Source organism: Kribbella sp. NBC_00709, assembly GCF_036226565.1.
Classification (GTDB): domain Bacteria; phylum Actinomycetota; class Actinomycetes; order Propionibacteriales; family Kribbellaceae; genus Kribbella.
In genome coordinates, this window is record NZ_CP108996.1 from 2,528,358 (window position 1) to 2,552,544 (window position 24,187).

A 24,187-nucleotide genomic window follows, 5' to 3' on the forward strand; every position below is an offset into this window, starting at 1 on the left:
GACGAGCTCCCGAGTGTTGGCAGTGCTGACTGCGACTCTACGGGTAGCCGGGTCCGCCGGGTGGTTGCTGCAACATCCGGGGGTCGACGCCGGCGTAGTCGCGCCAGACGTACGGCGGGACGTTCGCGATCACCTGCTGGAGCAGCGCGAGACGGTTCATCAGCTGGTTCGGGTCGTGGTCGCCGTTGTCCCAGCCGACCAGCGAGTTCCCCTCGGTGCGCCAGCCGATCTCGCCGCGGGCGAGCAGCAGCTCCATCATCCGCGGCGTCACCACCGCGTGCCCGAACCGCTCGTCGTCGGCCTTGACCCGGAACGCCCGGTTGAACTGCTCGCTCTCGAACTGGATGTCGCGGAAGCCGAACGCGTTCGCCACCGCGCCGCCGAAGATCCCCTCGTGCGTCACCTCGAGATGCGGCAGCGGGCCCGGGAGCTGCATCACGACCACGCCGAAGCGATGTGTGGTGGTCCGCCGCTGGCCGCGCCCGTTGGTCGTGTGGGTCTGGTAGCTGTAGTCGAAGGCAACCATCGGGTGCCCGTTGAACGGACCGGACAGCACGTTCCTGACATGCCAGTTGTCGCCGGTCTGGAACGGCGTACCCGACCACTGGCCGGCCAGCGAGGGGTTGGACGGCACGTACGACCAGCCCTGCTGCGCCGCCAGGCCGGTGAACTGCTCGCGGCGCTTCTTCGCCCGGTAGTAGTTGAAATAGGCGAGACCGAGGCCGACCACAACGGCCACCACGACGAGCAGAATGGTGCTGCTCTGCATCAGTTCAGCCCCAGATCCTCGAGCCCGAATACGGACCGGTACTCCAGCCCTTCCGCCTCGACCCGCTCCTGGGCGCCGGTCGCCCGGTCCACGATCACCGCGACCGCGACGACCTCGGCGCCGGCCTCACGCAGCGCCTCGACCGCGGTCAGCACCGATCCCCCGGTCGTCGAGGTGTCCTCGACCGCGAGCACCCGGCGGCCCTTCACGTCCGGGCCCTCGATCCGCCGCTGCAGACCGTGCGTCTTCTCAGCCTTCCGTACGACGAACGCGTCGAGCGTCCGCCCCTCCTGGGCAGCCGCGTGCAGCATCGACATCGCAACCGGGTCGGCGCCGAGGGTCAGTCCGCCGACGGCGTCGTACTCCAGATCCTTGGTCAGCTCGAGCATCGCCGGCCCGATCAGCGGCGCAGCGGCCGCGTCCAACGTGATCCGCCGGAGGTCGACGTAGTAGTCGGCTTCCTTCCCCGACGCCAACGTCACGCGACCGTGCACGATCGCCTTGCCCTTCACCTGCTCCAGCAGTCCGTCCCGGTCGTAGCTCATGAGCGTTGAGCTTAGAACACAGCTCAGTTCACGACTTCTTGCTGACCTTGACCAGGTGGCCGAAGGCTACTGAGCGGTCCGGGGAGTGGAACAGGTCCTGGCAGGTGGTGAGGGTGATGATCGACTTCGTCGGGGCGTCGCGGCTGCCGGGGACCGGGTCCAGGACCCAGGTGTCGGTCGGCTTGACGGTCAGGTCGCGGGGCGAGCCGTCCAGTTCATAGGTGTAGACAGCGTCCTGGGTCTCGACGACGACCTGGTCGCTCTTGCGCAGTTCGAGCAGCTTGCGGAACGGCGAACCATGGGTGACGCGGTGCCCGGCGATCGCGAAGTTGCCGGGCTGACCCGGCAACTGGGTCTGTGGATAGTGCCCGATCCCGCGCGCCAGATCGCTCGCATCGACGCCCTCGACCACCGGCTTCTCCCAGTCGGCGCCGAACCTCGGGATCCTGAGCAGCACGAACGGCTTCCCGGTCGACGGCTTCACGACCGCGGGAGTCTTCCACTGGTCCCGGAGCGAGCTCTCGGCTTCACCCATTCTGTGGTTCGAGCTGATGCCGGTGCCGAAGTACTGCCACCCCGCCCACCCGAGCAGTCCGACCCCGGCCACCAGGAACACGATCCCGAGTCCCCTGACTACTCCCCGCATGCGGACAAGTATGCAGTTCAACTGCAAAGGCTGTGCACGACGTGTCGATGGACGCCGATGGTTGCCCCGGACGACGATGTGGGCATGAAGGCGCTCGTGAAGGCCGAGGCCAGGCCCGGTCTGTGGTTGCAGGACGTTCCGGAACCGAAGATCGAGGCCGACGAGGTCCTGATCAAGGTTCTCCGCACCGGGTTGTGCGGCACCGATCTGCACATCCAGACCTGGGACCCCTGGGCGCAGAAGAACGTGCCGGTGCCGATGGTGACCGGGCACGAGTTCTGCGGCGAAGTGGTCGAGGTCGGGCTCGGTGTCCGCGACGTCGCGGTCGGTGACCTGGTCAGCGGCGAAGGCCACCTGGTGTGCGGCCGCTGCCGCAACTGCCGGGCCGGCCGGCGGCACCTGTGCATCAAGACGCGCGGGCTGGGCGTCCACGTGCCGGGTGCGTTCGCGGAGTACGTCGCTCTGCCGGCGACCAATGCGTGGGTCCACAAGGATCCGGTCGACCTCGATGTCGCCGCGATCTTCGACCCGTTCGGCAACGCCGTACACACTGCCCTGTCGTTCCCGCTGGTCGGCGAGGACGTGCTGATCACCGGTGCCGGTCCGATCGGGGTGATGGCCGCGGCGGTCGCGCTGCACGCCGGCGCGCGGAACGTGGTGATCACGGACCTGTCGGAGTACCGCCTCGACCTGGCCCGGAAGATCGGCGTCACCCGCGCGGTCAACGTCGGCGAGGAGACGATCGCGGAGGCGCAGCAGAGCCTCGGGATGCGCGAAGGTTTCGACGTCGGGATGGAGATGTCCGGGCAGCCGGCCGCGCTGCGCGACATGCTCGCGAACATGACGCACGGCGGGAAGGTCGCGATGCTCGGCCTGCCGTCGGACGAGATCGCGATCGACTGGAGCACGGTCGTGCTCAACATGCTGACGATCAAGGGCATCTACGGCCGGGAGATGTTCGAGACCTGGTACTCCATGTCGGTGATGCTCGAGCGCGGGCTGGACCTGACGCCGGTGATCACCCACCGGTTCGGGTACGGCGACTTCGAGCACGCCTTCGACGTCGCGCGCCAGGGGCAATGCGGCAAGGTGATCATGGACTGGACGGCTGAATCTCTGGAGGAGAAGCACTGATGTTCGGACGCATGCGGGACGACCTGACGGCGACCATCGGCGAGATCCGCGACGCCGGGCTGTACAAGTCCGAGCGGGTGATCACCTCACCGCAGCAGTCGTTGATCTCGGTTGCTTCAGGCAATGAAGTACTGAACTTCTGTGCGAACAACTACCTCGGGCTGTCCGATCACCCAGAGGTCGTCGCGGCCGCCAAGGAAGCCCTCGACCGGTGGGGTTTCGGACTGTCGTCGGTGCGCTTCATCTGCGGCACCCAGCAGATCCACAAGGACCTGGAAGGTGCCCTGAGCAACTTCCTCGGGACCGAGGACACCATCCTCTACAGCTCCTGCTTCGACGCGAACGGCGGGCTCTTCGAGACCCTGCTCGGCGCCGAGGACGCGATCATCTCCGACGAGCTCAACCACGCCAGCATCATCGACGGCGTACGGCTGTCCAAGGCCAAGCGGTACCGCTACAAGAACCGCGACATGGCCGACCTCGAGGCCCAGCTCAAGGACGCCGCCGACGCGCGGTACCGGCTGATCGCGACCGACGGCGTGTTCTCGATGGACGGGTACGTCGCCCCGCTCGACGAGATCTGCGACCTGGCCGAGCGGTACGACGCACTCGTGATGGTCGACGACTCGCACGCGGTCGGCTTCGTCGGACCGGACGGCGCCGGTACACCGTCGCTGTTCGGCGTGAAGGACCGCGTCGACATCGTCACCGGCACGCTGGGCAAGGCACTCGGCGGCGCGTCCGGCGGCTACGTCTCCGCCCGCCGCGAGATCGTCGAGCTCCTCCGGCAGCGCTCCCGCCCGTACCTGTTCTCGAATTCCCTGGCTCCGTCGGTCACCGCCGCGTCCCTGAAGGCCCTGGAACTCATCGGCTCCTCCAGCGCCCTGCGCGACAAACTGGCCGCCAACACCCAGCTGTTCCGCACCAAGATGACCGAGGCAGGCTTCACCGTCCTCCCCGGCGACCACCCGATCTCCCCCGTCATGATCGGCGACGCCGCCGAAGCGGGTCGCCTGGCCGACAAGCTCCTCGACCTCGGCATCTACGTCATCGGCTTCTCCTACCCGGTCGTCCCCCAGGGCAAGGCCCGAATCCGGGTCCAGCTCTCCGCCGCCCACTCCACCGAAGACGTAGAACAAGCCATCGCAGCCTTCATCGAGGCCCGGGCGGCCCTGGCGGGGTAGCCGCCTCCGGACGCGGCTGTCCGAGGGCTTGTTCGAGCCGCGCGGAGACCGCGTCCAGGTCCGATGGCATCGTGATCGGCGTGGCGGTGGCCAGCAGGTTCTCGATGTCGCCGCGGGCTGCCCGGACGGCGTCCCGGAGGGTGCGGGCCCGGGTGCCGGCGGCTTCGTCGGGCGCCGACCGTTCGAGTGCGGTGAGCTTGTCCTCGGCCGTTACGACCCGGCTCGACTCGACGTTCCAGGCGCCGGCAGCCTGCTCGGGGGAAGGCTGCCGGCGGAGCTCCGGGATCAGCCCGCGGGCGAACCACGCCACCTCGTCCTCACCGGACGCGAGGTCGTCGCGCCAGGCCTGGCGACGGCGCGACCTGATCAGCAGCGGTATCCCCACGGCGAGCGCGACCACGATCGCCCCCAGCACCCACCACAGCCAGGTCGGCGCCCCGCCGGTCTCGGCCGAGGTGGGCTGTGTCGAGGCGGTGGTCGCAGCCGACGGCACGACCGACGCTGTCCGGGTCGCCGTGGTGGTCTCGGTCTGCGTGGCCTTCCTGGTCTCCGTGGCCCTGGTCGTCTCGGTCTTCGTCGCCCCGGTGGTCTCGGTCTCCGTCTGCGTCTTCGTCGTTCTGGAGGTCTCCGGCTCGGTCGACGTGGACGTCGTTGCGGCCGACTTGTCCGCGCGTTCGGGCGTACGGGTCGCGCTCGGAACTGTTGCGGTCACCGACGGCACCGAGGCCGGCGTACGCGTCGACGAGCCGGACGGCCGCTCACCGGACCCGCCACAGGACACGAGCAGGAACGCCGCCAGCACCAGACCAACCGCTCGCCTCATCAGTGGCCACCCCATCCCCTCCGGCTCGATGGTGCGCAGCTTGGGCTCTCACGACGAAGATTCCACCTCCGGCGCCGGGACCGACTCATCCCGGCGGGGCGATATTCGGACCGACCGCTGCCCCACTTGTCGGTCCACGCAGGCAGGATGGGGGCATGTCGGTTCTGAATGCGAGGTCGGTCAACAGGGCAACGCTGGCCAGGCAGCTGCTGCTCGAGCGGGCGAACGTCCCCGCGGTTGACCTGGTGGGACGACTGGCAGGGATGCAAGGGCAGGAGCCGAAGCATCCGTATGTCGGGTTGTGGACCCGGATCGACGGGTTCCAGGAAGGCGAGCTGGACCGGGCTGTCGAGGCTCGGGAGGTGGTGCGGGGGACCATGTTTCGCGGGACCCTGCATCTGGTGACCGCCCCGGATTACCTGCGCTTTCGGGCGACGATGGCGCCGGTGCTCGAGGCTGGGTTGAAGGTGCTCGGGGATCGGGGGGCGGGGCTGGAGCCGGACAAGGTGGTTGCGGCGGCCCGGAAATTGCTGGCCAAGGAGCCGCTCACGTTCACCGAGGTGCGGGATGCGTTGCAGCAGCAGTTCCCGGAGGTGAACGAGCGGGCACTGGGGTTCTGCACGCGGATGCTGGTGCCGCTCGTCATGCATCCGGCGGACGTCCGCTGGTCGTGGACGGCCAACTCGCGGTTCACGCCGGCCGAGGAGTGGATCGGGAAGAAGCTGCACGGCCGCGCCGAGCCCAAGGAATTGGTGACGCGGTACCTGCAGGCCTTCGGACCGGCCACCCCCGCGGACTTCCAGACCTGGTCGGGACTGCAGAAGGCCAAGCCGCTGTTCGACGAGCTCGAGCTGGAGACGTTCACCGACGAGGCCGGCAAGACGTTGTACGACGTACCGGACGGACCGCGCCCCGATCCGGACACCCCGGCGCCGGTGCGATTCCTGCCGGAGTTCGACAACGTGCTGCTCTCGCACGCGAAACGGGAGCGGATCATCGCGGACGAGCACAAGCCGGCCGTGTTCACGAAGAACCTCCGCGTCAAAGCGACGTACACCGTCGACGGTCTGGTCGCCGGGCTGTGGACGACCGAGAAGAAGCGTGGTGTGGCAACTCTCACGCTCACCCCGTTCGGCAAGACGTTGAAGAAGACGCAGGCCGAGCTGGAGCGCGAAGGCAGCGCGCTGCTGCGTTTCCTGGAGCCCGATGCGAAGTCCTATGCATTGGTTACTGTTGGTTAATGAGGTTGTTGTCACACGTCGGATGACTGGGCCAGCAACCCTTTGCCGGGTGGAATGGGTAGATGAGCACAGTCCCCTCCATCACTCTGGACAACGGCGTCGAGATCCCGCAGCTGGGCCTGGGGGTCTGGCAGGTCGAGGACGCGATCGTCACCGATGTGGTGACCTCGGCGTTCGAGACCGGCTACCGGCACATCGACACCGCCGCGGCGTACGGCAACGAGCGTGGCGTCGGGCAGGCGATCGAGTCGTCCGGCATCCCGCGTGACGATCTGTTCATCACCACCAAGCTGTGGAACAACGACCAGGGCTACGACAGCACGCTGAAGGCGTTCGACAAGAGCCTGGCGAACCTCGGCCTCGAGTACGTCGACCTGTACCTGATCCACTGGCAGTCGCTGCAGCGGGACCTGTACGTCGACACCTGGAAGGCGTTCGAGCAGCTGTACGCCGACAAGCGGGTGCGCGCGATCGGCGTCTCGAACTTCCACGAGCCCGCGCTGCGGCGGATCTTCGAGGAGACCACGATCCGCCCGGCGGTGAACCAGATCGAGCTGCACCCGGCGCTGCCGCAGGACGAACTGCGCGCGTTCAACGCCGAGAACGACATCGTCACCGAGGCGTGGAGCCCGCTGGCGTCCGGCGAACTGCTGGACAGTTCCGCACTGCGGACGATCGGCGCGAAGTACGGCAAGTCGCCGGCCCAGGTGATGATCCGCTGGCACCTGCAGCTCGGCAACGTGGTGATCCCGAAGTCGGTGACCCCGAGCCGGATCAAGGAGAACTTCGAGGTCTTCGACTTCCGCCTGGACAACGACGACATGGCAACGATCGCCGACCTCGAGACCGGCGTCCGCACCGGCGGCGACCCGGACGTCTTCGGCTAGACCAGCTCGAGGAAACGCGCGAGTACGGGCGAGCGGTTGTTCGGCGACCAGGCTACGGAGAGTTGCCAGGGTGGTAGGTCGTCGGACAACTCGCGGTAGACGACCGCGTCCGGGTTGGTCGGCGGTGTCGGGCTGATCAGCAGCGAGACGCCGAGCCCGGCCGCGACGAGCGACACGATCGTCTGTACGTCGGCCGCATCCTGCTCGATCCGCGGCGTGAACCCGGCCGCGCGGCAGAACCCGACGATCGTGTCGTGGACGACGGGACCACTCGGCCGCGAGTAGAACACGAACGGTTCCTCCGCCAGCTCCGCCAACCGGATCCGCTTCCGCCGGGCCAACCGATGCCGAGCCGGCAACACCGCCACCAACGTGTCCTCGGCAACGACCCGCGATGCCAGCCCCGGCGTCAACCGAACGACCGCCGTCCCACCGGCCGGCGCGGTCGGCCGTAGCAGCCCCACGTCGATCCGGCCGTCTCGCAGCGCCTCGGTCTGCCGAAGCGTCGTCCACGCCTCCAAATCCAGCACGACCTCGGGGTACGTCCGCCGGAACGCGCCGAGGATCCGGGGCAGCGGCTCGAAGGTCGCCGACTGCACGAAGCGCAGCCGCAGCGTCCCGAGCTCACCACGCTGCGTCCGCTGCGCCGCGCGTACCGCCTCGTCCGACCGGCGCAGCAGGTCCTGCGCTTCGGCCAGGAACGTCTCCCCCGCGGCCGTCAGGACGAACCTTCGCTTCACCCGCGCGAACAGCTCCACGCCGAGATCGCGCTCGAGCGCCGCGATCTGCCGGCTGAGCGACGGCTGGGTCAGGTGCAGCCGGATCGCCGCGCGACCGACGTTCATCTCCTCGGCCACCACCACGAACGACCTGAGCTGGCGCAGTTCCATGGCCTCAATCATGCACCAGACACATCAACTCCGCGCAGAACTTTCATTGGACGTATCAAGGCCTCGGTTCCTACTGTCGAAGAGTCGAAAGGAACCACCGTGCAATACATCCCGTTCTCGATGATCAAGTCGATCCACGAGCAGACCCACTCCGCCAGGCCGAACGCCCCGGTCCGGCCATATGTCCCGAAACGCCACCCCATCCGCGACCTGCGCGCCGCCGTCCGCCGCTGGCGGGAACGCCGGACGCCGGCTCCGCAGCCTGTCGAACTGACCCTGATCGCATCTCCGGCCGGCCCGTGCGAAGCTGAGGTCCGTGATCGAGGTACGACGCCTGCGGGTGTTGCGCGCGCTTGCTGACCACGGCACCGTGACCGCGGCGGCCGAGGTGCTCCATCTGACGCCCTCGGCCGTCTCGCAGCAACTGGCGGCCCTCGAGTCCGAGGTGGGCCAGGAGCTGCTCGAACGCCGCGGCCGCCGGGTCGCCATCACCTCGGCCGGCCGTCTGCTCCTCGAGCACACCGACACCATCCTCACCGAGGTCGAACGCGCCGAGGACGCGATGCGCCTGCACGCGAACGGCGCCAACGGCGAGGTCCGCGTCGTCGCCTTCGCCACCGCGATCACCCTGCTGGTCGCGCCCGCCCTGCCCCGGCTGCGCGAGACCACGCCCGGCCTCGACCTCGTCGTCCGCGACGCCGAAGGCCACCAGGGCATCACTTACCTGCTCGACGGCGACGCCGACCTCGCGATCGCTGTCGAGCACCGCGGTTCACCGCGGCCCGAAGACCGGCGCCTGGTCCGGATCCCCTTGTACGCCGAGCCTTTCGTCGCCGTACTGCCGCCGACGCACCCGGCCGCGGACCACGACACGATCGAGCTCGCGATGCTTGCGAACGACGGCTGGGTGATGACCGCGCCCGGCAACCCGATCCGCGACGTCGTCGTACTCGCCTGCGAACAGGCCGGTTTCCAGCCGCGGATCATCCACCAGTCCGACGACTTCCGCGCCGTCGCCGCACTGGTCGCGGCCGGCGGCGGCGTCTCACTGGTCCCGCGCCTCGCCGTACCCGAGCCGACGCTTGCGGTGATCCGCCCGCTCTCCGACCCGGTGCCGACGCGCCGCGTGTACGCCGCCGTCCGCGCAAGCCGCGCCGATCACCCCCTCATCACCGCCACCCTCGACATCCTGACCGAGGTAGCCGAGAAGCTGTAGTCAGTTGGAGATGACCACGGTCTTCCGGATCAACTGGTCGTCGCCGACCACGCTGAGCAGGTACGCCGCAACGTCGGCTCGGGTCATCGAGAATCCGCCGCGGACCGTTCCTTCGGTGTTGCTGCGGAACGTTCCCTTCGCGGCGCCGTTGGTCAGGCGTGGCGGGCATGCGATGGTCCAATCCACGTCGCTCGCCCGGACCAGGTCCTCCATCCGGCGGGCGTCCGCGAACGATTCCCGAAGGAACCGCCGCAGGATCGGCTTCACGACGTACTTCGTGAACGGGTCGTCGCCGGTGCTGTGAATCCCGGCGACACTCACCACCAGGAACCGGCGTACGCCGCTGTCGCCCATCGCCTGCAGGATGCTCTGCGCGCCGTCGGTGAGGACTGTGCTCAGACCGGACGGTCGCGGGCCGAGCGCGGACAGCACCGCGTCGTGGCCTTCCAGGACCGGCGCGACCGCCTGCGGATCCATCACGTCGGCCGTCACCACCTCGGTCAGCCCGCCGGCGACCCCGGCCCGCGCCGCGACCAGCCGGAGCTCCGGCAGCGCTACCTGGAGACTCGATCCCTCACGGACGACCGCCGTGACCGCGTGTCCGGCTGCCACGCCTTGGCGCACCAGCTCGGTCCCGATCCGGCCCGATGCCCCGAACACCACCAGCTTCATCGTCAACCCCTCCAGGTTAGTAAACACTCACTCACTATGGTTAGTGAACACTCACCAACCTGTCAAGATAGGCTGCGATCCATGGGGACCAGAGACGAGATCCTGGACGCGGCCGCGGAGGTGCTGCGCACGCAGGGATTCGCGCGGGCGACGACCAAGTCGATCGCCCAGGTCGCCGGGTACTCCGAAGCCGCGCTGTACAAGCACTTCGCGGACAAGGCCGCGATCCTGCTCGCCGTCCTGCACGAGCGGATGCCCACGCTCCCCGGTTCACTCAAGGAGCTGATCGGCAGCCCTGGTTCGGGGACGGTCCACGCCAACCTGACCCGACTGGCCGGGACCGCGGTCGACTTCTACGTCGAGGGTTTCCCGATCCTGGTGTCGCTGTTCTCGTCCCAGGAGCTACTGACCGCACATCGCCGGCGTCTGCACGAACTGGATGCCGGGCCGCACAAAGCGCAGGAGGGCCTGGTCCGCTACCTGCAGGAAGAGCAGAAGCTCGGCCGCGTCCGTCGTACCGCAGATGTCGGAGCCGCGGCCGCACTGCTGTTCGGCGCCTGCTTCCAGCGCGGCTTCGAGGTGAACTTCGCGGGGCTCACACCCTCCCTCGAGGAGCGCCACGCGTACGCCGGTGCGCTCAGCAGGACTCTCTACGAATCCCTGCGCCCGAACCCGCTCAAGCGCGGCGTCGGCCGTCCAGGCCCACGGTCGACACCCGCGCGATGAGCGCTCGCGGGATGAACCGGGTCGCGGCGACGATCAGCTGGTAGCGGCGGCTGGGGATCGAGATCGGCTTGCCGCGCATCAGGTCATTCCAGGCGGCGTCGACCAGATCGGTCGCATCCAGCCACATGAACGACGGGATCAGCGACTTGTCCATCCCCATCCGCTCATGGAACTCGGTGTGCACGAACCCCGGGCACAACGCCATCACCGCGACGCCCTTGGCGTGCAGTTCGAGCGCCAGCCCGGCCGAGAAGTTCGTCACCCAGGCCTTGTGCGCGCTGTAGACGTTGCGCTGCAGGAATCCGGCCACAGACGACACGTTGATGACCGCACCCGAGCCACGCTCGATCATCGGCAGCACGGCCGCATGCGTGAGCCGCAGTACGACGCGGACGAGCAGATCCAGCTGCTTCTCTTCGACCTCGACCGGATTCGCCCAGAACGGTTTCTTCTGCCCGAATCCGGCGTTGTTGACCAGCACCTCGATCGGACCGGTGCGGAACCGCTCCTCGACCCGGGCCAGGTCGTCGGCGTCGGTCAGGTCGGCCGCCAGCACCTCGCACTCGACACCGTGCAGCCGGGTGATGTCGGTGGCGACCTCCTTGAGCTTCGCCTCGTCGCGGGACACCAGGACGAGGTCGTATCCCTCGAGCGCCAGCTTGTCCGCGAACGCCCGGCCGATCCCGGTCGCCGGCCCGGTGACAAGCGCAGTCGGCATGATCTCCCGTCCTCCCGTAGGTACCGACCTCAGTCTGTCACCTACGCTGGTCGGGTGCTGGCGGACATCGATACCTGGGTTCTCGATCTCGACAACACGCTGTACCCAGCCGGCTCGGCGCTCGCGGCACAACTCACCCACGGCATCTTGTCGACGATCGCGGAGTACTACGGTACCGACGTCGTCGGCGCCCGCCGGATCCAGGCCGAGCTGGTGGCTCAGTACGGCACCTCGCTGCGGGGAGCGATGGTGACCGGCCGGATCGACCCGCACGACTTCCTCAGCTTCGAGCGCCGGATCGACTACTCGGTGATCGATCCCGACCCGGCGCTTGCTGTCGCGCTCACCGCACTCCCGGGCCGCAGGTACGTCTACACGAACGGGTCGGAGTACCACGCCGAACAGGCGCTCGGGCAACTTGGCCTGAGCGCCTGCTTCGACGGCATCTTCGACATCCTGGCTGGCGACCTGATTCCGAAGCCCTACCCGGAGAGCCTGGATGCGTTCCTGGACCTCTTCGGGGTCGAGCCCACCCGGGCGGCGATGTTCGACGACCTGGCCGTCAACCTCGAGCTCCCGCGGGCCCGGGGGATGGCGACGATCCTGATCGACGGGTCGGGTACGCCGTACGAACAGCTGGACGGCCGACACTGGCGAGTGCGGGATCTCAACGCTTTCCTGCGGTCACTTCAGTAACGGCCCGGCCGGTTCCGGCACGCCGCCGGAACCGGCCGGACATCTCAGGCGACCGGCAGGCGGTACACGCCGCCGCCCGCGGTTCCGGCGTACAACCAGTGTCCGTCGGGTGACGTGGTGACACTTTGCACGTCGAGGTTCGGCAGGCCGTCGGAGATGTTCTGCCAGCTCCGCCCACCGTCACGACTGGTCAGCACGCCCCGGCCGCCCACCGGCAGACCGGCCGAGTCACTCTCCGAGCCGGTCGCCGCGTAGAGCCTGCCGTTCGAGGCGAACGTCAGTCCGGTGATGTTCAACCGGAACCCAGAGGTCGCGGCGGCCTGCACGGTCCGGCCGCCGTCACGGCTCTCGAACAGCCCGTTGCCGCCCATGACCAGGTGGTTGGGGTCCTTCGGGTCGCGCGCGATCACCGCCACCGGTGTGCCGGACACCTGGTGGACCGTCCGGCCGCCGTCATCAGATCGGTACAGCCCTTGCGCACCGCCGATCAGGATCTGCTCAGGATTGTGTGGGTCCGCGGCGATCGTGTGGACGTCGATGGACAGGTTGTTCTTCCGCCAGGTCTGCCCGCCGTCGCGGCTGACGACCACGCCGGGCCCGAGCTCGTCGAGGATGGCCGCATAGATGTAGTCGCGGTTGGCCGGGTCGACGACGAGCTGGTAGATGATGGCGTCGGCCAGCACGCCGATCTTGGTCTGCCAGCTCACGCCACCGTCGGTCGACTCGTCGATCGACGGACGGCCTTGAGCGTTCGCGACGGCCCGGAACATCCGATGCGGGTCCGCCGGATCGGTGGTCATCGCCGTGATCCGGCTGCCGAGCAGTCCGTCGGCGCCGTTGTATCCCCAGTCGCGATCCGCGGGGCCCGGCGTGCGCTGGACCGGCAACGCGGTCTCGAAGGTGGAGAACGTCGTACCCGCCACCAGCGTGGCCTGGTCCGACATGTCCTTCCCGACCGCGACCGCGTGCACATCGGCCGCGGTGAGACCGACGCGCTGGTACGTCGCGCCGTTGTCGTCGGTGACGAAAACGCCGTTGCTCGAGGCCGAGACCACCAACCGGCCGGCCTGTGGCGACGAGATGTGGAGCACGTCACCCGCCACCGGCGCGGGGATCGTCGACCACTCGGTCCGGCCCGCAAGCTCGACGAAGATCTCCGACTCCGTCGAGGCGTACAAGTCACCGTTGACCAGGTCCAGCTCCCGGAAGGTCTCACCCTCCGGCGCCGCCTTGCCGGCTTGCCAGGTCGCACCCTGGTCGCGGGAGACATACAGCTCGCGCGGCGTGCTGAGCACCAGCTGGTTGTCGTTGCCGGCCACCTCTTCCACGAACTGATCGAGGATGGTCGAGGTGAACAGCTTCTGCGCCGGCCCAGGCGTGGTGTCGATGTTCGGAATCCGGTACAGCACGCGGGCGACGCCGAGGTAGAGGTCGTGGCCGATCAGCCGGACCTGTTGCAGATCCGGACCCGGAACCGGGTAGCTGGACCACGTCTGGCCGCGGTCGGTGCTCACGTGGATGGCGTTGTCGAAGCCAGGTACGACAAGGATCCGCCCGGTCGGGTCGATCGAGAGATCCCGCGGGATCACGTCCGGGAACGGCAGCGTCGTCCAGCTCTCGCCCGCGTCATGACTGACCAGGAGCTTGCCTTGGTACGTCGGATCCGGCTGCCCCTCGACCGCGAGGTACACGGTGCCGGGCTGGGTCGGGTCGGCCGCGAGACCCATGTCCGTGCCGCCGCCGATCGGCAGGTTCCGCAGTTCGTGCCAGGTCTTGCCGGAGTCGTCGGTCCGGAAGATGCCGGGGTGGGGCGAGCGCTCCGGCTGCGCGTACATCCGGCCGGGCTTCGAGTCGTACGTGACCGTCGTCGCGCCCTGACTGGTCGGGCCGACCGGCTGCCAGCCGTCCGCCCCGGATCCGTGCGAGGGTGCGAGCTGCTCGTACGTCGCCTGTCCGTCGAGCCGGGCACCCGCGGTCGTCCGGGCGACTGCCGCGATCGAATAGGCGCCGGCGGGTCCGCTGGGCACGGTGTACTTCCACCAGCCCGGCTGGTCGACGGTCGCCGTACCGGTGACCGGGTGGTGCGATCCCGGCTTGGTCACGGACACCTGCGGAGCCGCGGCCAGATCGGTCTCGGAGTGGATGAAGACGGTGGAACCGGCGATGGCCGGGTCCGGGTTGGCGTGCAGGACGAGCGGCCGGACAGCCAGCGACCACGGCACGCTGAGGTCCGCGGACCCGTCGGCCTGGGCCCGCAGCCAGCCACTCAGGTTCGCGCCACCGGCTGGGCGGGCGCCGGTCACCGTCACCCGGACGGTCACCTTCTGCCCCTTGCCGAGCCGCGCGCTGCGCGGGAACACGTCGACCTTCACCGGCGAGTCGGCGGCCGGCTTCCCGTCGAAGCGAATTGTCCGCGTCGAGGACGAGACGTTGGTCACCGTGACGGTGGTGGTCCCGTCGAGGGTGTGACTGCCGAGGTCGGCGAAGCCCAGGTTCAGGGACCGCCGGTCGGGCAGCACCGCCAGCTTGTCGGAGGCGGCCACGTCGAGCCGGCCCGATCCTTGGGCGTCGGCGCCGTACCCGGTCAGGACATGCGCACCGCCGGTCAGGGCGGCCATGATCTGGGCGACGGTCCATTCCGGATGCGCTTGCTTCAGCAGCGCGGCGGCACCGGCGACGTGCGGTGAAGCCATGCTCGTGCCGCTGTCGTCGGCGTACTGACCGCCGGGCCAGGTGGAGCGGATCTCGACCCCCGGTGCGACCAGATCAGGCTTGATCGCGAAGCTCCCGGCCACCGGTCCCTGGGCGCTGAACGACGCCAACTGGTCGGTGGCGTCGGTGCCGGCGATGTGGATCCGCACCGCGCCTTGGGTCATCCACTGCTGCAGGTCCGAGGCTTCGGTCCCGTTGATGAGCACCGCGACGGCCGAGCTCTTGCCGGGGTCTTGCGTCGTACCGGCGGCGAATGCCGGGACGAGCAGGTGGCCGCCGCCGCCTCCCTTGTAGTAGTTGGGGGTTCGCAGCAGCACTGCCTTCGCACCGTGCTGTTCGGCCGTCGCCAGGATCTGCCCGTAGTGATCCGAGTTGAACGCCACGATGACGGCCTTGCCGGTGGCGTCGATCCCGTCGTAGTCGCTCGGGTCGCCGTTCACCGCGTCGACGACCTCGAGGTCTTCGCCGTGGGCCGGCGGGTTCGCCGACAGGAACGTGCGCTCGGCGGCCAGCACTCGCCGGACCGGCGTGGTGACGGTGACCGTCGGCAGATCGACGCCGGTGATGCTCGCGCCGACCGCGAGGACGTCGGGCGCCTCGGCCGGCGAGCCGACCGTGCCGATCCCCGGGCCGTTGTTCCCGGCCGCGGCGACGACGATCACGCCGGCGTGGGCCGCGGCCTCGGTCGCCGCTTCGAGCGGGTCGTTCTGGTCCGGGTCGCCGGACAGGCTCAGGTTCACGACGCCCGCGCGGTGCGGGTTGTCCGGGGCGGTCGCGGCCTCGAGCCCGGCGATGATGTCCGACTCCGGGCCGCGCCCGTCCGCGCCGAGGACCTTGTAGGCGGTCAGGGTCGCGGCCGGGGCGACACCGGTCCGGCCGGTCGGGGTAGCGCTGTTGCCGGCGACGATGCCGGCCACGTGGGTGCCGTGGCCGTTGTCGTCCATCGGGTCGTCGTCGCCGTTGAAGAAGTCGTACCCACCGGCGACCTTGTGACCGCGGCCGAACGCGCCGCCGAGGTCGGGATGGGTGTAGTCGATCCCGGTGTCCAGGATGGCGATCGTCTGGCCGGCGCCGGTGACCGCCGTCCCCTTGCGGTCTTTGGTCTGCCAGACCGCGGCCGCGTTGATCTGCGCCAGGGCCGAGTCACCGCTGGAGTGCAGCTGCCGGTCCGGAGACACGCCGATCACACCAGGCAGGGCACGCAGTCGGGCGGCGCCGGCCGAGTCCGTGGTGACCGCCATGCCGTTGAACAGCTGGCTGAACTCGCGGGTGACGGTGGCCTGGATCCCCGCCGCGGCGAGGTTCTGCCGGAAGGCGGCGTGCGCGGCCGCTTGTGGCCGGACATCGGCGCCGGCCGTCAGGGTCGGGGCACCGGCGAGCTGGACGATCACCTGGGTGGTGGCCGGTGCTGGAGGGGTCGCTGGGGTGGCGAGAGCTGGGCGGGCAGCCGCGAGGACTATGGCTAGTGGCATCGCCAGTGCCACCGCCCCTCGCGCAGCACGTTGCGGTACAGGAACCATGGGGGGCACTCCCGATAGCAGGGCGAATCAATCTGTGGCGGTTGAAGTGTGCGCAGGGCGCCGCACCTGCAGCCAGCGGATCGGGCGGCACGAAACAGTCATTGGCCTGCACCGGCCATTGACCGAATTAGGCTGCGCCGAGGGCAGTTCCGCGAATACGCTCGTCGGGATGACCATCAGCGAGAGCTATGACGCCGGCAGGCTCGCCGTACTCGGCGTCTCCCCTCTCGACGAGCAGCTCTACAGGTTGTTGCTCAAAGCACCAGGTTCGACACTGACCGAATTGACCACCGGGACCGGCATCGGGACGGCCCAGGCCAGGCTCTCCGTACGGCGGCTCCTGCGTTGCGGACTGGTCAGCAGGCGGCCCGGCCGCCCACCGCGGTACGTGCCCGCGCCACCGGACGTCGCCGTCGGCGCATTGATCGCCCAGCAGCACGACGAGCTGCAGCGCGCCCGGCTGACAGCCGAGAGTCTGCTCGCGGACTTCCACCGCGGTACCCGCTACGAGCACACCTCGCAGGTCGTCGAGCTGATCGGTGGCCGTGACGCGGTCAATCAGCGCGCCGTCCAGCTGATGCGGAGCGCCGAGGAAGAGGTCCTGATCCTCGACAAGCCGCCGTACGTCGGCGCCCAGGACAACCCGGACGAGATGGCCGCGCTGGCTCGCGGCGTGCGGTGGCGGGCGATCTATTCCACCGAGTCGCTGACCGAACCGGGACAACTGGCCACGATGACGGCCTTCCGCGAGGCCGGGGAACAAGCCCGGCTGTCACCGATGGTGCCGACCAAGCTGGCCATCGTGGACCGCCGGCTGGCGCTGTTGCCGTTGAGCATCGACGGCCCGGCCGAGGGCGGGGTGCTCCTCCATCCGAGCTCGATGCTCTCGCTGATGATCACGTTCTTCGAGAACATGTGGGAGCGGAGCATCCCGTTCGACCAGCACCTGAACGGCGGCCGACCGCCGGCCAAGTCCGAGCAGCGGGTGCTGCAGCTGCTCTCGGCCGGGCTGAAGGACGAGGCAATCGCCCGTCAGCTCGGCATCAGCCTCCGCACCACCCGGCGGTGGATCGCGCACGTGATGGCCGACCGCGGCGTCACCACCCGCTTCCAGCTCGGCCTCGTCGTGGCCCGCGAACTGACTTCCTGACATCTGATGAATTCGGCGGCGCCCCGCCGGGCCTGCCCCGGCCAGTGGCGAAGGTGACCGCGATTGGTCTGAGGACTTACCCTGCATCTGTATCCACAGGGACGGGGAGGTAGCGAGTGGCAGCCACTGACAAGGCACTGGCCGGCCTGCGCCAGATGATTGCGTCCGGCGAACTCGGGCCGCGGGCGAAGTTCCCGCCGGAGCCCGAGCTGTGCGACCACCTTGGTGTGTCGCGCAGCTCGTTGCGCGAGGCGGTGCGGTCGCTGGCCGCGCTCGGCGTGATCGAGTCCCGGCACGGATCGGGGACGTACGTCTCGGCGCTCGACCCGGCCGCGATCATCAGCCGGTTCTCGCTGTCGGTCGAGTTGATCCCACTCGAGGGGGTGCTCGAGCTGCTCGAGGTACGCCGGGTGCTCGAGTCGCACGCCACCGCCCTGGCCGCGGCCCGCCAGGACCCGGACCTGGAGGCGCGACTGGGCGACATCCTTGATCGGCTCGAGTCGACCACGGACGCGATCGAGATCCAGTACCTCGACGCCGAGTTCCACAACGCGATCTGTACGGCGGGCGGCAACCCGACCGTCACCGCGCTGACCGGCGTGATCCGCGGCCGCGGCGGGCACTACCGGATCTTCGAGCCCGGCGCCGACTTCGACGCGATCAAGCAGACCAGCGACCGCGGCCACCGCGCCATCCTGGACGCGATCACCACCCGCGACCCCGCGGCCGCCGCCACCGCGGCCTCCGCCCACATCGCCCAGACCGAACTCTGGCTCCGCGCCCTCCGCCCGGTCCCCCAGCCCGATCTGCCATGAGGTGGACGCTGCGCCCGGCCAGGCCCGCCGATCTCGAGGACCTGGTCGAGATCCGGGCCGTCGTCATGCGCCCCGACCTGGAGCGTCTCGGCCGGTACGACGCGCATCGCGTCCGGCAACGACTGCGCGATTCGTTCTCTCCCGACCACACCCGGATCATCGAGGTCGGCGGCGAACTGGTCGGCTCCATCGCCGTCCGGCCGGCCGAGGACCGCCGATGGCTCGAGCACTTCTACCTGGCTCCGCACCACCAAGGCCAGGGCCTCGGCTCGGCCGTGCTGCGATCCGTCCTGGAGCAGGCGGAGACCGACGTCTGGCTCAATGTCCTGCAGGGCAGCCCGGCCCGCAAGCTGTACGAGCGCCACGGCTTCGTCGTGGACAGCCAGGACCCGGTCGACGTCTTCATGGTTCGGAAATTTCTCTGAGCTGTCGAGATCTTGCGCACTGATCGTCGAGTGCATAACCTCCAGACAATTCGTCCGGGAGGGGATCCGCCAATGTCCCGTTCGCACGTGATCACGGTCGCCCTGACGACCGCGCTCCTCAGTGCCCTGCTCACCTCGCAACCAGCTGCCGCCCACCCGGCGCCGCGCATCACCCGGGCCGGCCTCGATCCCGCATTGGTCGCCGGCCGCGGCGCCGACGTACCGTTCGTCGAACAGGAGGCGGAGAACGCCGTCTTCACCGGCGAGAAGATCGGCCCGGGGCGCGACGCGTACACCCTCCCGGCCGAGGCCTCCGGGCGGACCGCCGTACGACTGCAGCCCAAGCAGTACGTCGAGTTCACGCTGACCCGTCCGGCCAACGCGCTGACGTTGCGGTACAGCATCCCGGACGCGCCGGCCGGCGGCGGGATCACCGCGCCGCTCGACGTCTCGGTCAACGGGAAGCACAAGCGGACGATGACGCTGACGTCGCAGTACGCCTGGCTGTATGGGATGTATCCGTTCTCGAACGACCCGAACGTCGACCCGATCCCGGGCTGGTGGAAGCCCGAACCGGACCCGGTCGCGAAGCCGTTCCGGCCGAACCACTTCTACGACGAGCAGCGGGTGATGCTCGACAAGACGTACCAAGCGGGCTCGCGCGTCCGGTTCGCAGTACCTCGGGCGACCGCGGCGGCGTGGACCGTCCTCGACGTTGCGGACTTCGAGCTGGTCAAGGCGCCGTCGAAGCAGCCGGGTCGCTCGTTGGATGTGCGGCTGTTCGGTGCGGACCCGACCGGACGGCGGGACGCCGCGCCGGCGATCGAGCGCACGATCGCCGCGGCTCAACGGATCGGCTGGTCCGTGTTCATCCCTGCCGGGACGTTCCAGGTCAACCGGCACATCGTCGTCGACAAGGTGACGATCCGCGGCGCCGGCAACTGGTGGACGATCATCAAGGGCAAGGTCCTGCCGCTGGCCGAGCCCGCGCCGGACAAGTCCGTGCACAGCGCGCCCGGCTTCTACGGCAAGTACGCCGACGCCGGCGGCAGCACCGGCGTCCAGCTGTCCGACTTCGCGATCGAGAGCGATGTCCGCGAGCGCATCGACACCGACCAGGTGAACGGGATCGGCGGCGCGATCGGCGGCGGCTCGACGATCGAGAACCTGTACCTGCACCACACCAAGGTCGGCATCTGGCTCGACGGCCCGATGGACGGCCTGCTGATCCGCAACAACGTCATCACCGATGCGGTTGCCGACGGCATGAACCTGCACCTTGGTGTCTCCAACGTTCGTGCGACCAACAACTTCGTGCGCAACAGCGGCGACGACGGGCTGGCGATGTGGTCGGAGACCAACGCTTCCGGCCTGGTCAACCACGACAATGTCTACGACCACAACACCGTCCAGACACCCGTACTCGCGAACGACATCGCGATCTACGGCGGGCGGGACAACGCGGTCACCGACAACCTGGTCGCGGACCCGATCCGCGAGGGCAGCACGCTGCACGCGGGCTCGCGGTTCAACGCCACACCCTTCGAAGGCACGCTGAAGTTCGCCCGCAACACCACGGTCCGCGGCGGACCCCGGGATCTGAACTGGGACATCGGGCTCGGCGCGATCTGGCTCTACGCCCTGCAGTCCACGATGTCCGGGACGATCGAGATCACCGACAGTTCGTTCCTGGATTCGACGTACAACGCGATGATGTTCGTCGTCGACTGGCCAGTGAAGGACGACTACGGGATCACGAACGTTGCCGTGCGCAACATCAAGGTGGACGGCACCGGGACGAACGTGGTGAACGCCCGGGTCGGCGGCTGGGCGACGTTCGAGAACGTCGACGCCCGGAACGTCGGCGCGCCGTTCGTCAACAACTGCGGCACGTTCCACTTCAACGGGCCGCCCGAGTTCGAGGTCCGCGACCTGGGCGGCAACGACGGCAGCTGGACCGGCGCGACCTGGTGCGAGGACCACCCTGTTGTTGTGCCGCCAGCGCCGCCGTCACCTTGGAACTAATGTGTTAGTGCGGATCTCCAGCCCATCACAATCGGCCGGCATCGGCAGGCTCACGCTCAGCGTCCTGCGGATCCGGCGATTGTGATGGCGTGGGGATCCGGAACGCGAGCACCAGGACGATCGCGCCGACCAGGACGATGGCCGCGCCGACCAGCGCCGCGGTGTGCATCGCGTGGATGAAGGCGTCGTTCGCAGCCTTCACGAGCTCCGGACGGCCGAGCGTCGCGGCCGCGTGCCGGGTCGCCTCGGCCGACGTACCGGCCGCGTCCGGGAGTCCGACGAGCGACGGTGCGATCCGGTGCTGGTACGTCGACGACACGATCGTGCCGAGAATGGCGACCCCGAGCACGCTGCCGACCTGGCGAAGGACGTTGTTGACCGCGGATCCGGCGCCCATCCGATCCAGCGGGAGCGTCGCGAGTACGGCGGATGTGGTCGGGGCAGTCGTCATGCCGATGGACAGACCGACCAGCGCACCGACCACGCCGACCCACACCAGCGACGTGTCGACGTCGTACAGGAGGTTCATTGCGGAGCAGGCGGCCAGCGCGAAGACCGCCGTACCCGACACCTTGGCGACCCCGAACCGGGCGGCCAGCCGGGCGCCTACCTGCGAGCCGACGATGACACCCATTGCTGCAGGCAACGACATCAGGCCGGCCGACAACGCGCTCATCCCGCGAGCGCCCTGCAGGTAGAACGCGAGATAGAAGCTCTGACCGGTCAGCAGCAGGAAGACGACCGCGAGGGCGAAGTTGCCGGCCGCGAACCGTCGGTTGCGGAACAGCCGCGGGTCGAAGCTCGGCTCGCGTTCCCGCCATTCGGAGAAGATGAAACCGGCGAGCAGGACGAGTCCGGCCGCGATGCTGGCCCAGACCTGCCAACGGTCCCAGCCGCCCTGGTGGCCGCCTTCGATCAGTCCGTACGAGAGGCCGAGCAGACCGAGGGTGGACAGGCCGAGGCCGAACGGATCCAGCCGGCGACGCTGCGGGCTCCGCGGGTTCGGCAGCACGAGCGCGGCGCCGATCAGGCCGAACGCGACGATCGGCAGGTTGATGGTGAAGACCGAGCCCCACCAGAAGTGGTCGATCAACAGACCGCCGAGCACCGGCCCGACGGCGACACCGACGCCGGCCGACGAACCCCAGACCGCGATCGCGCCGGCCCGGCGTTCCGGCGGGAAGGTCCAGCCGATGATCGCCATCGACGGCGGCATGATCAGCGCCCCACCGAGACCCATCGCCGCGCGGGCCAGGATGAGCGCGACCGGGTCGGTGGCCCAGGCAGCCCAGGCCGAGGCGCCGCCGAAGATCAGCAGACCGAGCATGAGGACGGTCCGGTGCCCGTACCGGTCACCGAGGGCACCGGCCAGGAACAGCGCGGTGGCGAAGAGCAACGAATAGATGCCGACGGCCCACTGCAGTTGGCCGGGCGTGGCGCCGAGGCCGTCGACGGGGTCGGTGAGGCGTTCGAGAGCGATACCGAGGACGGTCGAGTCGATCCAGATCAGGACGGCCGAGACGACCAGGATGGCAAGAATGCGGCGTTGCCGCCGGGGGTCGATCGTAGACACGAAGTCTCCTATAATTGTCAGGACCCTGACGAGGTTTCGATCATCCTCGATTGACAGGAACCTGTCAATCTCCTTTTCGTGTTCCCGTGCGGGGACCCGGCAGAATGGGGAGCATGGACCGCTACCAGGACGACGGCTGCCTGACGTTTCTCGTCCGGCACGCCTGGCTGAGCATGCGCTCGGCCCTCGCGGAGGTGCTCGACGAGCACGGGCTGTCGGTGCAGCAGTACGGAACGCTGCTCTGCGTGCGGGAGGATCCGGGCCTGACCATCGCCGACGTCGGCCGGGTCGTCGGCACCACCCGGCAGTCGGCCAACGAGCTGATCACCGGGATGGAGCGGGCCGGCCTGATCGAACGCCGGCCGAACCCGAAGGACCGCCGTACCCAGCAGGTCCACCTGACCGCCGGCGGGGCCCAGCGACTGGCCGAGGCGACCCCCGCGATCCGCAAACTCGAGGACGAACTCGAAGCCGCCTTCAGCAAGACCGACCGCACCACGGCGCGGGCCTGGCTTGCGCACATGGTGACTACCATCGAGGGAGACGTACCCTCAACGGATGCGAGCACACGCTGAGCGGTTGGACGGGCTGGGTACGACGATCTTCGCCGAGATGTCCGCGCTCGCGGTGGCGACCGGATCGGTGAACCTCGGTCAGGGGTTCCCGGACCGCGACGGGCCGGACTCGCTGCTCGAGGACGCGATCGCGGCGATCCGCGCGGGCGCGAACCAGTACCCGCCGGCCCGCGGCGTACCGGCGCTCCGGCAGGCGATCGCCGACCACCAGAAGCGGTTCTACGACCTTGCGTACGACCCGGACACGCAGGTCCTGGTCACCACCGGCGCCACCGAGGCGATCGCGGCCGCGTTGCTCGCCTTCGTTGAGCCCGGCGATGAGGTCATCGCGCTCGAGCCGTACTACGACTCGTACGCCGCCGGCATCGCCTTCGCGGGCGGACGTCGCGTGCCGGTGACGCTGCGCGCGCCGTCGTACCGGCTGGATCTCGATGAACTGCGGGCCGCGGTCACGCCGCGGACCAAGGTCCTGCTGATCAACTCGCCGCACAACCCGACCGGCACCGTCCTCACCGACGACGAACTGCGCGGCATCTGCGACGTCGCGATCGAGCACGACCTCGTGGTCATCACCGACGAGGTCTACGAACACCTTGTGTACGACGGCATCCAGCATCGACCGCTGGCGTCGTACGACGGGATGGCGGACCGGACCGTGTCGATCAGCAGCGCCGGCAAGACCTTCGCGGTCACCGGCTGGAAGATCGGCTGGGTCACCGGCTCGCCGGACGTGGTCACGGCGGTCACCACCGCAAAGCAGTTCCTCACCTTCACCTCCGGCGCACCCTTCCAGCCCGCCGTCGCCAACGCGCTTGCCCTAGGCAACGACTACTTCGACGCCCTGCGCGCCGACCTCCAGTCCCGCCGCGACCTGCTCTCCAACGGCCTCGCCGACCTGGGCTTCGAGGTCCACCGCCCAGCCGGCACCTACTTCGTCACCACCGACATCCGCCCCCTCGGCCACACCGACGGCATCGAATTCTGCCGCCAACTCCCCGAACGAGCCGGCGTAGTAGCCATCCCCCACCAGGTCTTCTACGACGACCCCGAACCCGGCCGCCCCCTCGTCCGCTGGGCCTTCTGCAAACAACCCGCCGTCCTCCAAGAAGCCCTGAACCGCCTACAGAAACTCTGACCGCCGTTGCGGACGAGACATGGGCCGGCTGGTTGTGAGTACATGGCCGTAGCTCGCCTCGCGTTGCTTGGTGAGAAGTGAAGCTGGGATTCCCGCCGGAACGACGGGCC

General features: G+C 68.9%; 22 protein-coding genes. 13 read left to right on the forward strand and 9 right to left on the reverse strand.

What is annotated here, in order from left to right; translation table 11 throughout:
• Positions 1 to 37: 37 nt before the first annotated feature.
• From OHA18_RS12410 to OHA18_RS12420, 3 genes are read right to left on the reverse strand one after another with little or no spacing between them, the layout of a single operon-like run.
• Complete coding sequence (locus tag OHA18_RS12410; RefSeq protein ID WP_329004195.1) at positions 38 to 769, reverse strand: DUF3137 domain-containing protein; 732 nt, start codon at positions 767 to 769, stop codon at positions 38 to 40.
• Positions 769 to 1,314 (reverse strand): orotate phosphoribosyltransferase, encoded by a 546-nt coding sequence (gene pyrE, locus OHA18_RS12415; protein ID WP_329004196.1) that lies wholly within the window; start codon positions 1,312 to 1,314, stop codon positions 769 to 771. Before pyrE ends, OHA18_RS12410 begins: the two co-directional genes overlap by 1 nt.
• Positions 1,315 to 1,342: 28 nt before the next feature.
• Positions 1,343 to 1,960, reverse strand: a complete 618-nt coding sequence (locus tag OHA18_RS12420) for a class E sortase (RefSeq protein ID WP_329004197.1) — start codon at positions 1,958 to 1,960, stop codon at positions 1,343 to 1,345.
• Positions 1,961 to 2,044: 84 nt separating this feature from the next.
• Between OHA18_RS12420 and tdh the strand changes: the two genes are divergently transcribed.
• Complete coding sequence (gene tdh, locus OHA18_RS12425) at positions 2,045 to 3,094, forward strand: L-threonine 3-dehydrogenase (RefSeq protein ID WP_329004198.1); 1,050 nt, start codon at positions 2,045 to 2,047, stop codon at positions 3,092 to 3,094.
• On the forward strand, positions 3,094 to 4,278 hold the full coding sequence (locus OHA18_RS12430; RefSeq protein WP_329004199.1) for a glycine C-acetyltransferase: 1,185 nt from the start codon (positions 3,094 to 3,096) through the stop codon (positions 4,276 to 4,278). Before tdh ends, OHA18_RS12430 begins: the two co-directional genes overlap by 1 nt.
• Here the strand turns inward: OHA18_RS12430 and OHA18_RS12435 are convergent.
• Positions 4,247 to 5,101 (reverse strand): hypothetical protein, encoded by an 855-nt coding sequence (locus tag OHA18_RS12435; protein ID WP_329004200.1) that lies wholly within the window; start codon positions 5,099 to 5,101, stop codon positions 4,247 to 4,249. The genes OHA18_RS12430 and OHA18_RS12435 overlap by 32 nt on opposite strands.
• Positions 5,102 to 5,256: 155 nt before the next feature.
• Between OHA18_RS12435 and OHA18_RS12440 the strand changes: the two genes are divergently transcribed.
• Both OHA18_RS12440 and OHA18_RS12445 read left to right on the forward strand, forming a co-directional pair.
• Positions 5,257 to 6,342, forward strand: a complete 1,086-nt coding sequence (locus OHA18_RS12440; protein ID WP_329004201.1) for a winged helix DNA-binding domain-containing protein — start codon at positions 5,257 to 5,259, stop codon at positions 6,340 to 6,342.
• A gap of 62 nt (positions 6,343 to 6,404) precedes the next feature.
• Positions 6,405 to 7,229 carry an aldo/keto reductase gene (locus OHA18_RS12445; RefSeq protein ID WP_329004202.1) on the forward strand — a complete coding sequence of 275 codons (825 nt, stop codon included), beginning with the start codon at positions 6,405 to 6,407 and terminating at the stop codon, positions 7,227 to 7,229.
• Here OHA18_RS12445 and OHA18_RS12450 read toward each other — a convergent pair.
• Positions 7,226 to 8,119 carry a LysR family transcriptional regulator gene (locus OHA18_RS12450; protein ID WP_329004203.1) on the reverse strand — a complete coding sequence of 298 codons (894 nt, stop codon included), beginning with the start codon at positions 8,117 to 8,119 and terminating at the stop codon, positions 7,226 to 7,228. The two genes, OHA18_RS12445 and OHA18_RS12450, sit on opposite strands and share 4 nt — an antisense overlap.
• Positions 8,120 to 8,435: 316 nt before the next feature.
• Here OHA18_RS12450 and OHA18_RS12455 point away from each other — a divergent pair, with 316 nt between their 5' ends.
• Positions 8,436 to 9,335 (forward strand): LysR family transcriptional regulator, encoded by a 900-nt coding sequence (locus tag OHA18_RS12455; RefSeq protein WP_329004204.1) that lies wholly within the window; start codon positions 8,436 to 8,438, stop codon positions 9,333 to 9,335.
• Here the strand turns inward: OHA18_RS12455 and OHA18_RS12460 are convergent, their stop codons facing one another.
• Positions 9,336 to 10,007, reverse strand: a complete 672-nt coding sequence (locus OHA18_RS12460; protein WP_329006094.1) for an NAD(P)-dependent oxidoreductase — start codon at positions 10,005 to 10,007, stop codon at positions 9,336 to 9,338.
• 81 nt (positions 10,008 to 10,088) lie between these two features.
• Here OHA18_RS12460 and OHA18_RS12465 point away from each other — a divergent pair, with 81 nt between their 5' ends.
• Positions 10,089 to 10,733: a TetR/AcrR family transcriptional regulator gene (locus tag OHA18_RS12465; protein ID WP_329004205.1), complete on the forward strand. Its 645-nt coding sequence runs from the start codon at positions 10,089 to 10,091 to the stop codon at positions 10,731 to 10,733.
• Here the strand turns inward: OHA18_RS12465 and OHA18_RS12470 are convergent.
• A complete protein-coding gene (locus tag OHA18_RS12470) occupies positions 10,684 to 11,451 on the reverse strand; it encodes an SDR family NAD(P)-dependent oxidoreductase (protein WP_329004206.1) in 768 nt (255 codons plus the stop codon). The genes OHA18_RS12465 and OHA18_RS12470 overlap by 50 nt on opposite strands.
• 54 nt (positions 11,452 to 11,505) lie before the next feature.
• On the opposite strand from OHA18_RS12470, the gene OHA18_RS12475 reads away from it, so the two are divergent.
• Positions 11,506 to 12,147, forward strand: a complete 642-nt coding sequence (locus OHA18_RS12475; protein ID WP_329004207.1) for a pyrimidine 5'-nucleotidase — start codon at positions 11,506 to 11,508, stop codon at positions 12,145 to 12,147.
• A gap of 44 nt (positions 12,148 to 12,191) precedes the next feature.
• Here the strand turns inward: OHA18_RS12475 and OHA18_RS12480 are convergent, their stop codons facing one another.
• Positions 12,192 to 16,331, reverse strand: coding sequence for a S8 family serine peptidase (locus OHA18_RS12480; protein WP_329004208.1), 4,140 nt, complete (start codon positions 16,329 to 16,331; stop codon positions 12,192 to 12,194).
• Positions 16,332 to 16,548: 217 nt separating this feature from the next.
• Between OHA18_RS12480 and OHA18_RS12485 the strand changes: the two genes are divergently transcribed.
• From OHA18_RS12485 to OHA18_RS12500, 4 genes are all read left to right on the forward strand, one after another.
• Positions 16,549 to 17,529 (forward strand): helix-turn-helix domain-containing protein, encoded by a 981-nt coding sequence (locus tag OHA18_RS12485; RefSeq protein WP_329004209.1) that lies wholly within the window; start codon positions 16,549 to 16,551, stop codon positions 17,527 to 17,529.
• Positions 17,530 to 17,645: 116 nt separating this feature from the next.
• Complete coding sequence (locus tag OHA18_RS12490) at positions 17,646 to 18,344, forward strand: FadR/GntR family transcriptional regulator (protein WP_329004210.1); 699 nt, start codon at positions 17,646 to 17,648, stop codon at positions 18,342 to 18,344.
• Positions 18,341 to 18,769: a GNAT family N-acetyltransferase gene (locus OHA18_RS12495; RefSeq protein WP_329004211.1), complete on the forward strand. Its 429-nt coding sequence runs from the start codon at positions 18,341 to 18,343 to the stop codon at positions 18,767 to 18,769. Before OHA18_RS12490 ends, OHA18_RS12495 begins: the two co-directional genes overlap by 4 nt.
• 72 nt (positions 18,770 to 18,841) lie before the next feature.
• Positions 18,842 to 20,794, forward strand: a complete 1,953-nt coding sequence (locus OHA18_RS12500) for a glycosyl hydrolase family 28-related protein (RefSeq protein ID WP_329004212.1) — start codon at positions 18,842 to 18,844, stop codon at positions 20,792 to 20,794.
• 25 nt (positions 20,795 to 20,819) lie between these two features.
• Here the strand turns inward: OHA18_RS12500 and OHA18_RS12505 are convergent, their stop codons facing one another.
• Positions 20,820 to 22,367, reverse strand: a complete 1,548-nt coding sequence (locus OHA18_RS12505) for an MFS transporter (protein WP_329004213.1) — start codon at positions 22,365 to 22,367, stop codon at positions 20,820 to 20,822.
• 113 nt (positions 22,368 to 22,480) lie between these two features.
• Between OHA18_RS12505 and OHA18_RS12510 the strand changes: the two genes are divergently transcribed.
• Both OHA18_RS12510 and OHA18_RS12515 read left to right on the forward strand, forming a co-directional pair.
• Complete coding sequence (locus tag OHA18_RS12510) at positions 22,481 to 22,942, forward strand: MarR family winged helix-turn-helix transcriptional regulator (protein ID WP_329004214.1); 462 nt, start codon at positions 22,481 to 22,483, stop codon at positions 22,940 to 22,942.
• Positions 22,926 to 24,077: a pyridoxal phosphate-dependent aminotransferase gene (locus OHA18_RS12515; protein ID WP_329004215.1), complete on the forward strand. Its 1,152-nt coding sequence runs from the start codon at positions 22,926 to 22,928 to the stop codon at positions 24,075 to 24,077. Before OHA18_RS12510 ends, OHA18_RS12515 begins: the two co-directional genes overlap by 17 nt.
• Positions 24,078 to 24,187: the final 110 nt, after the last annotated feature.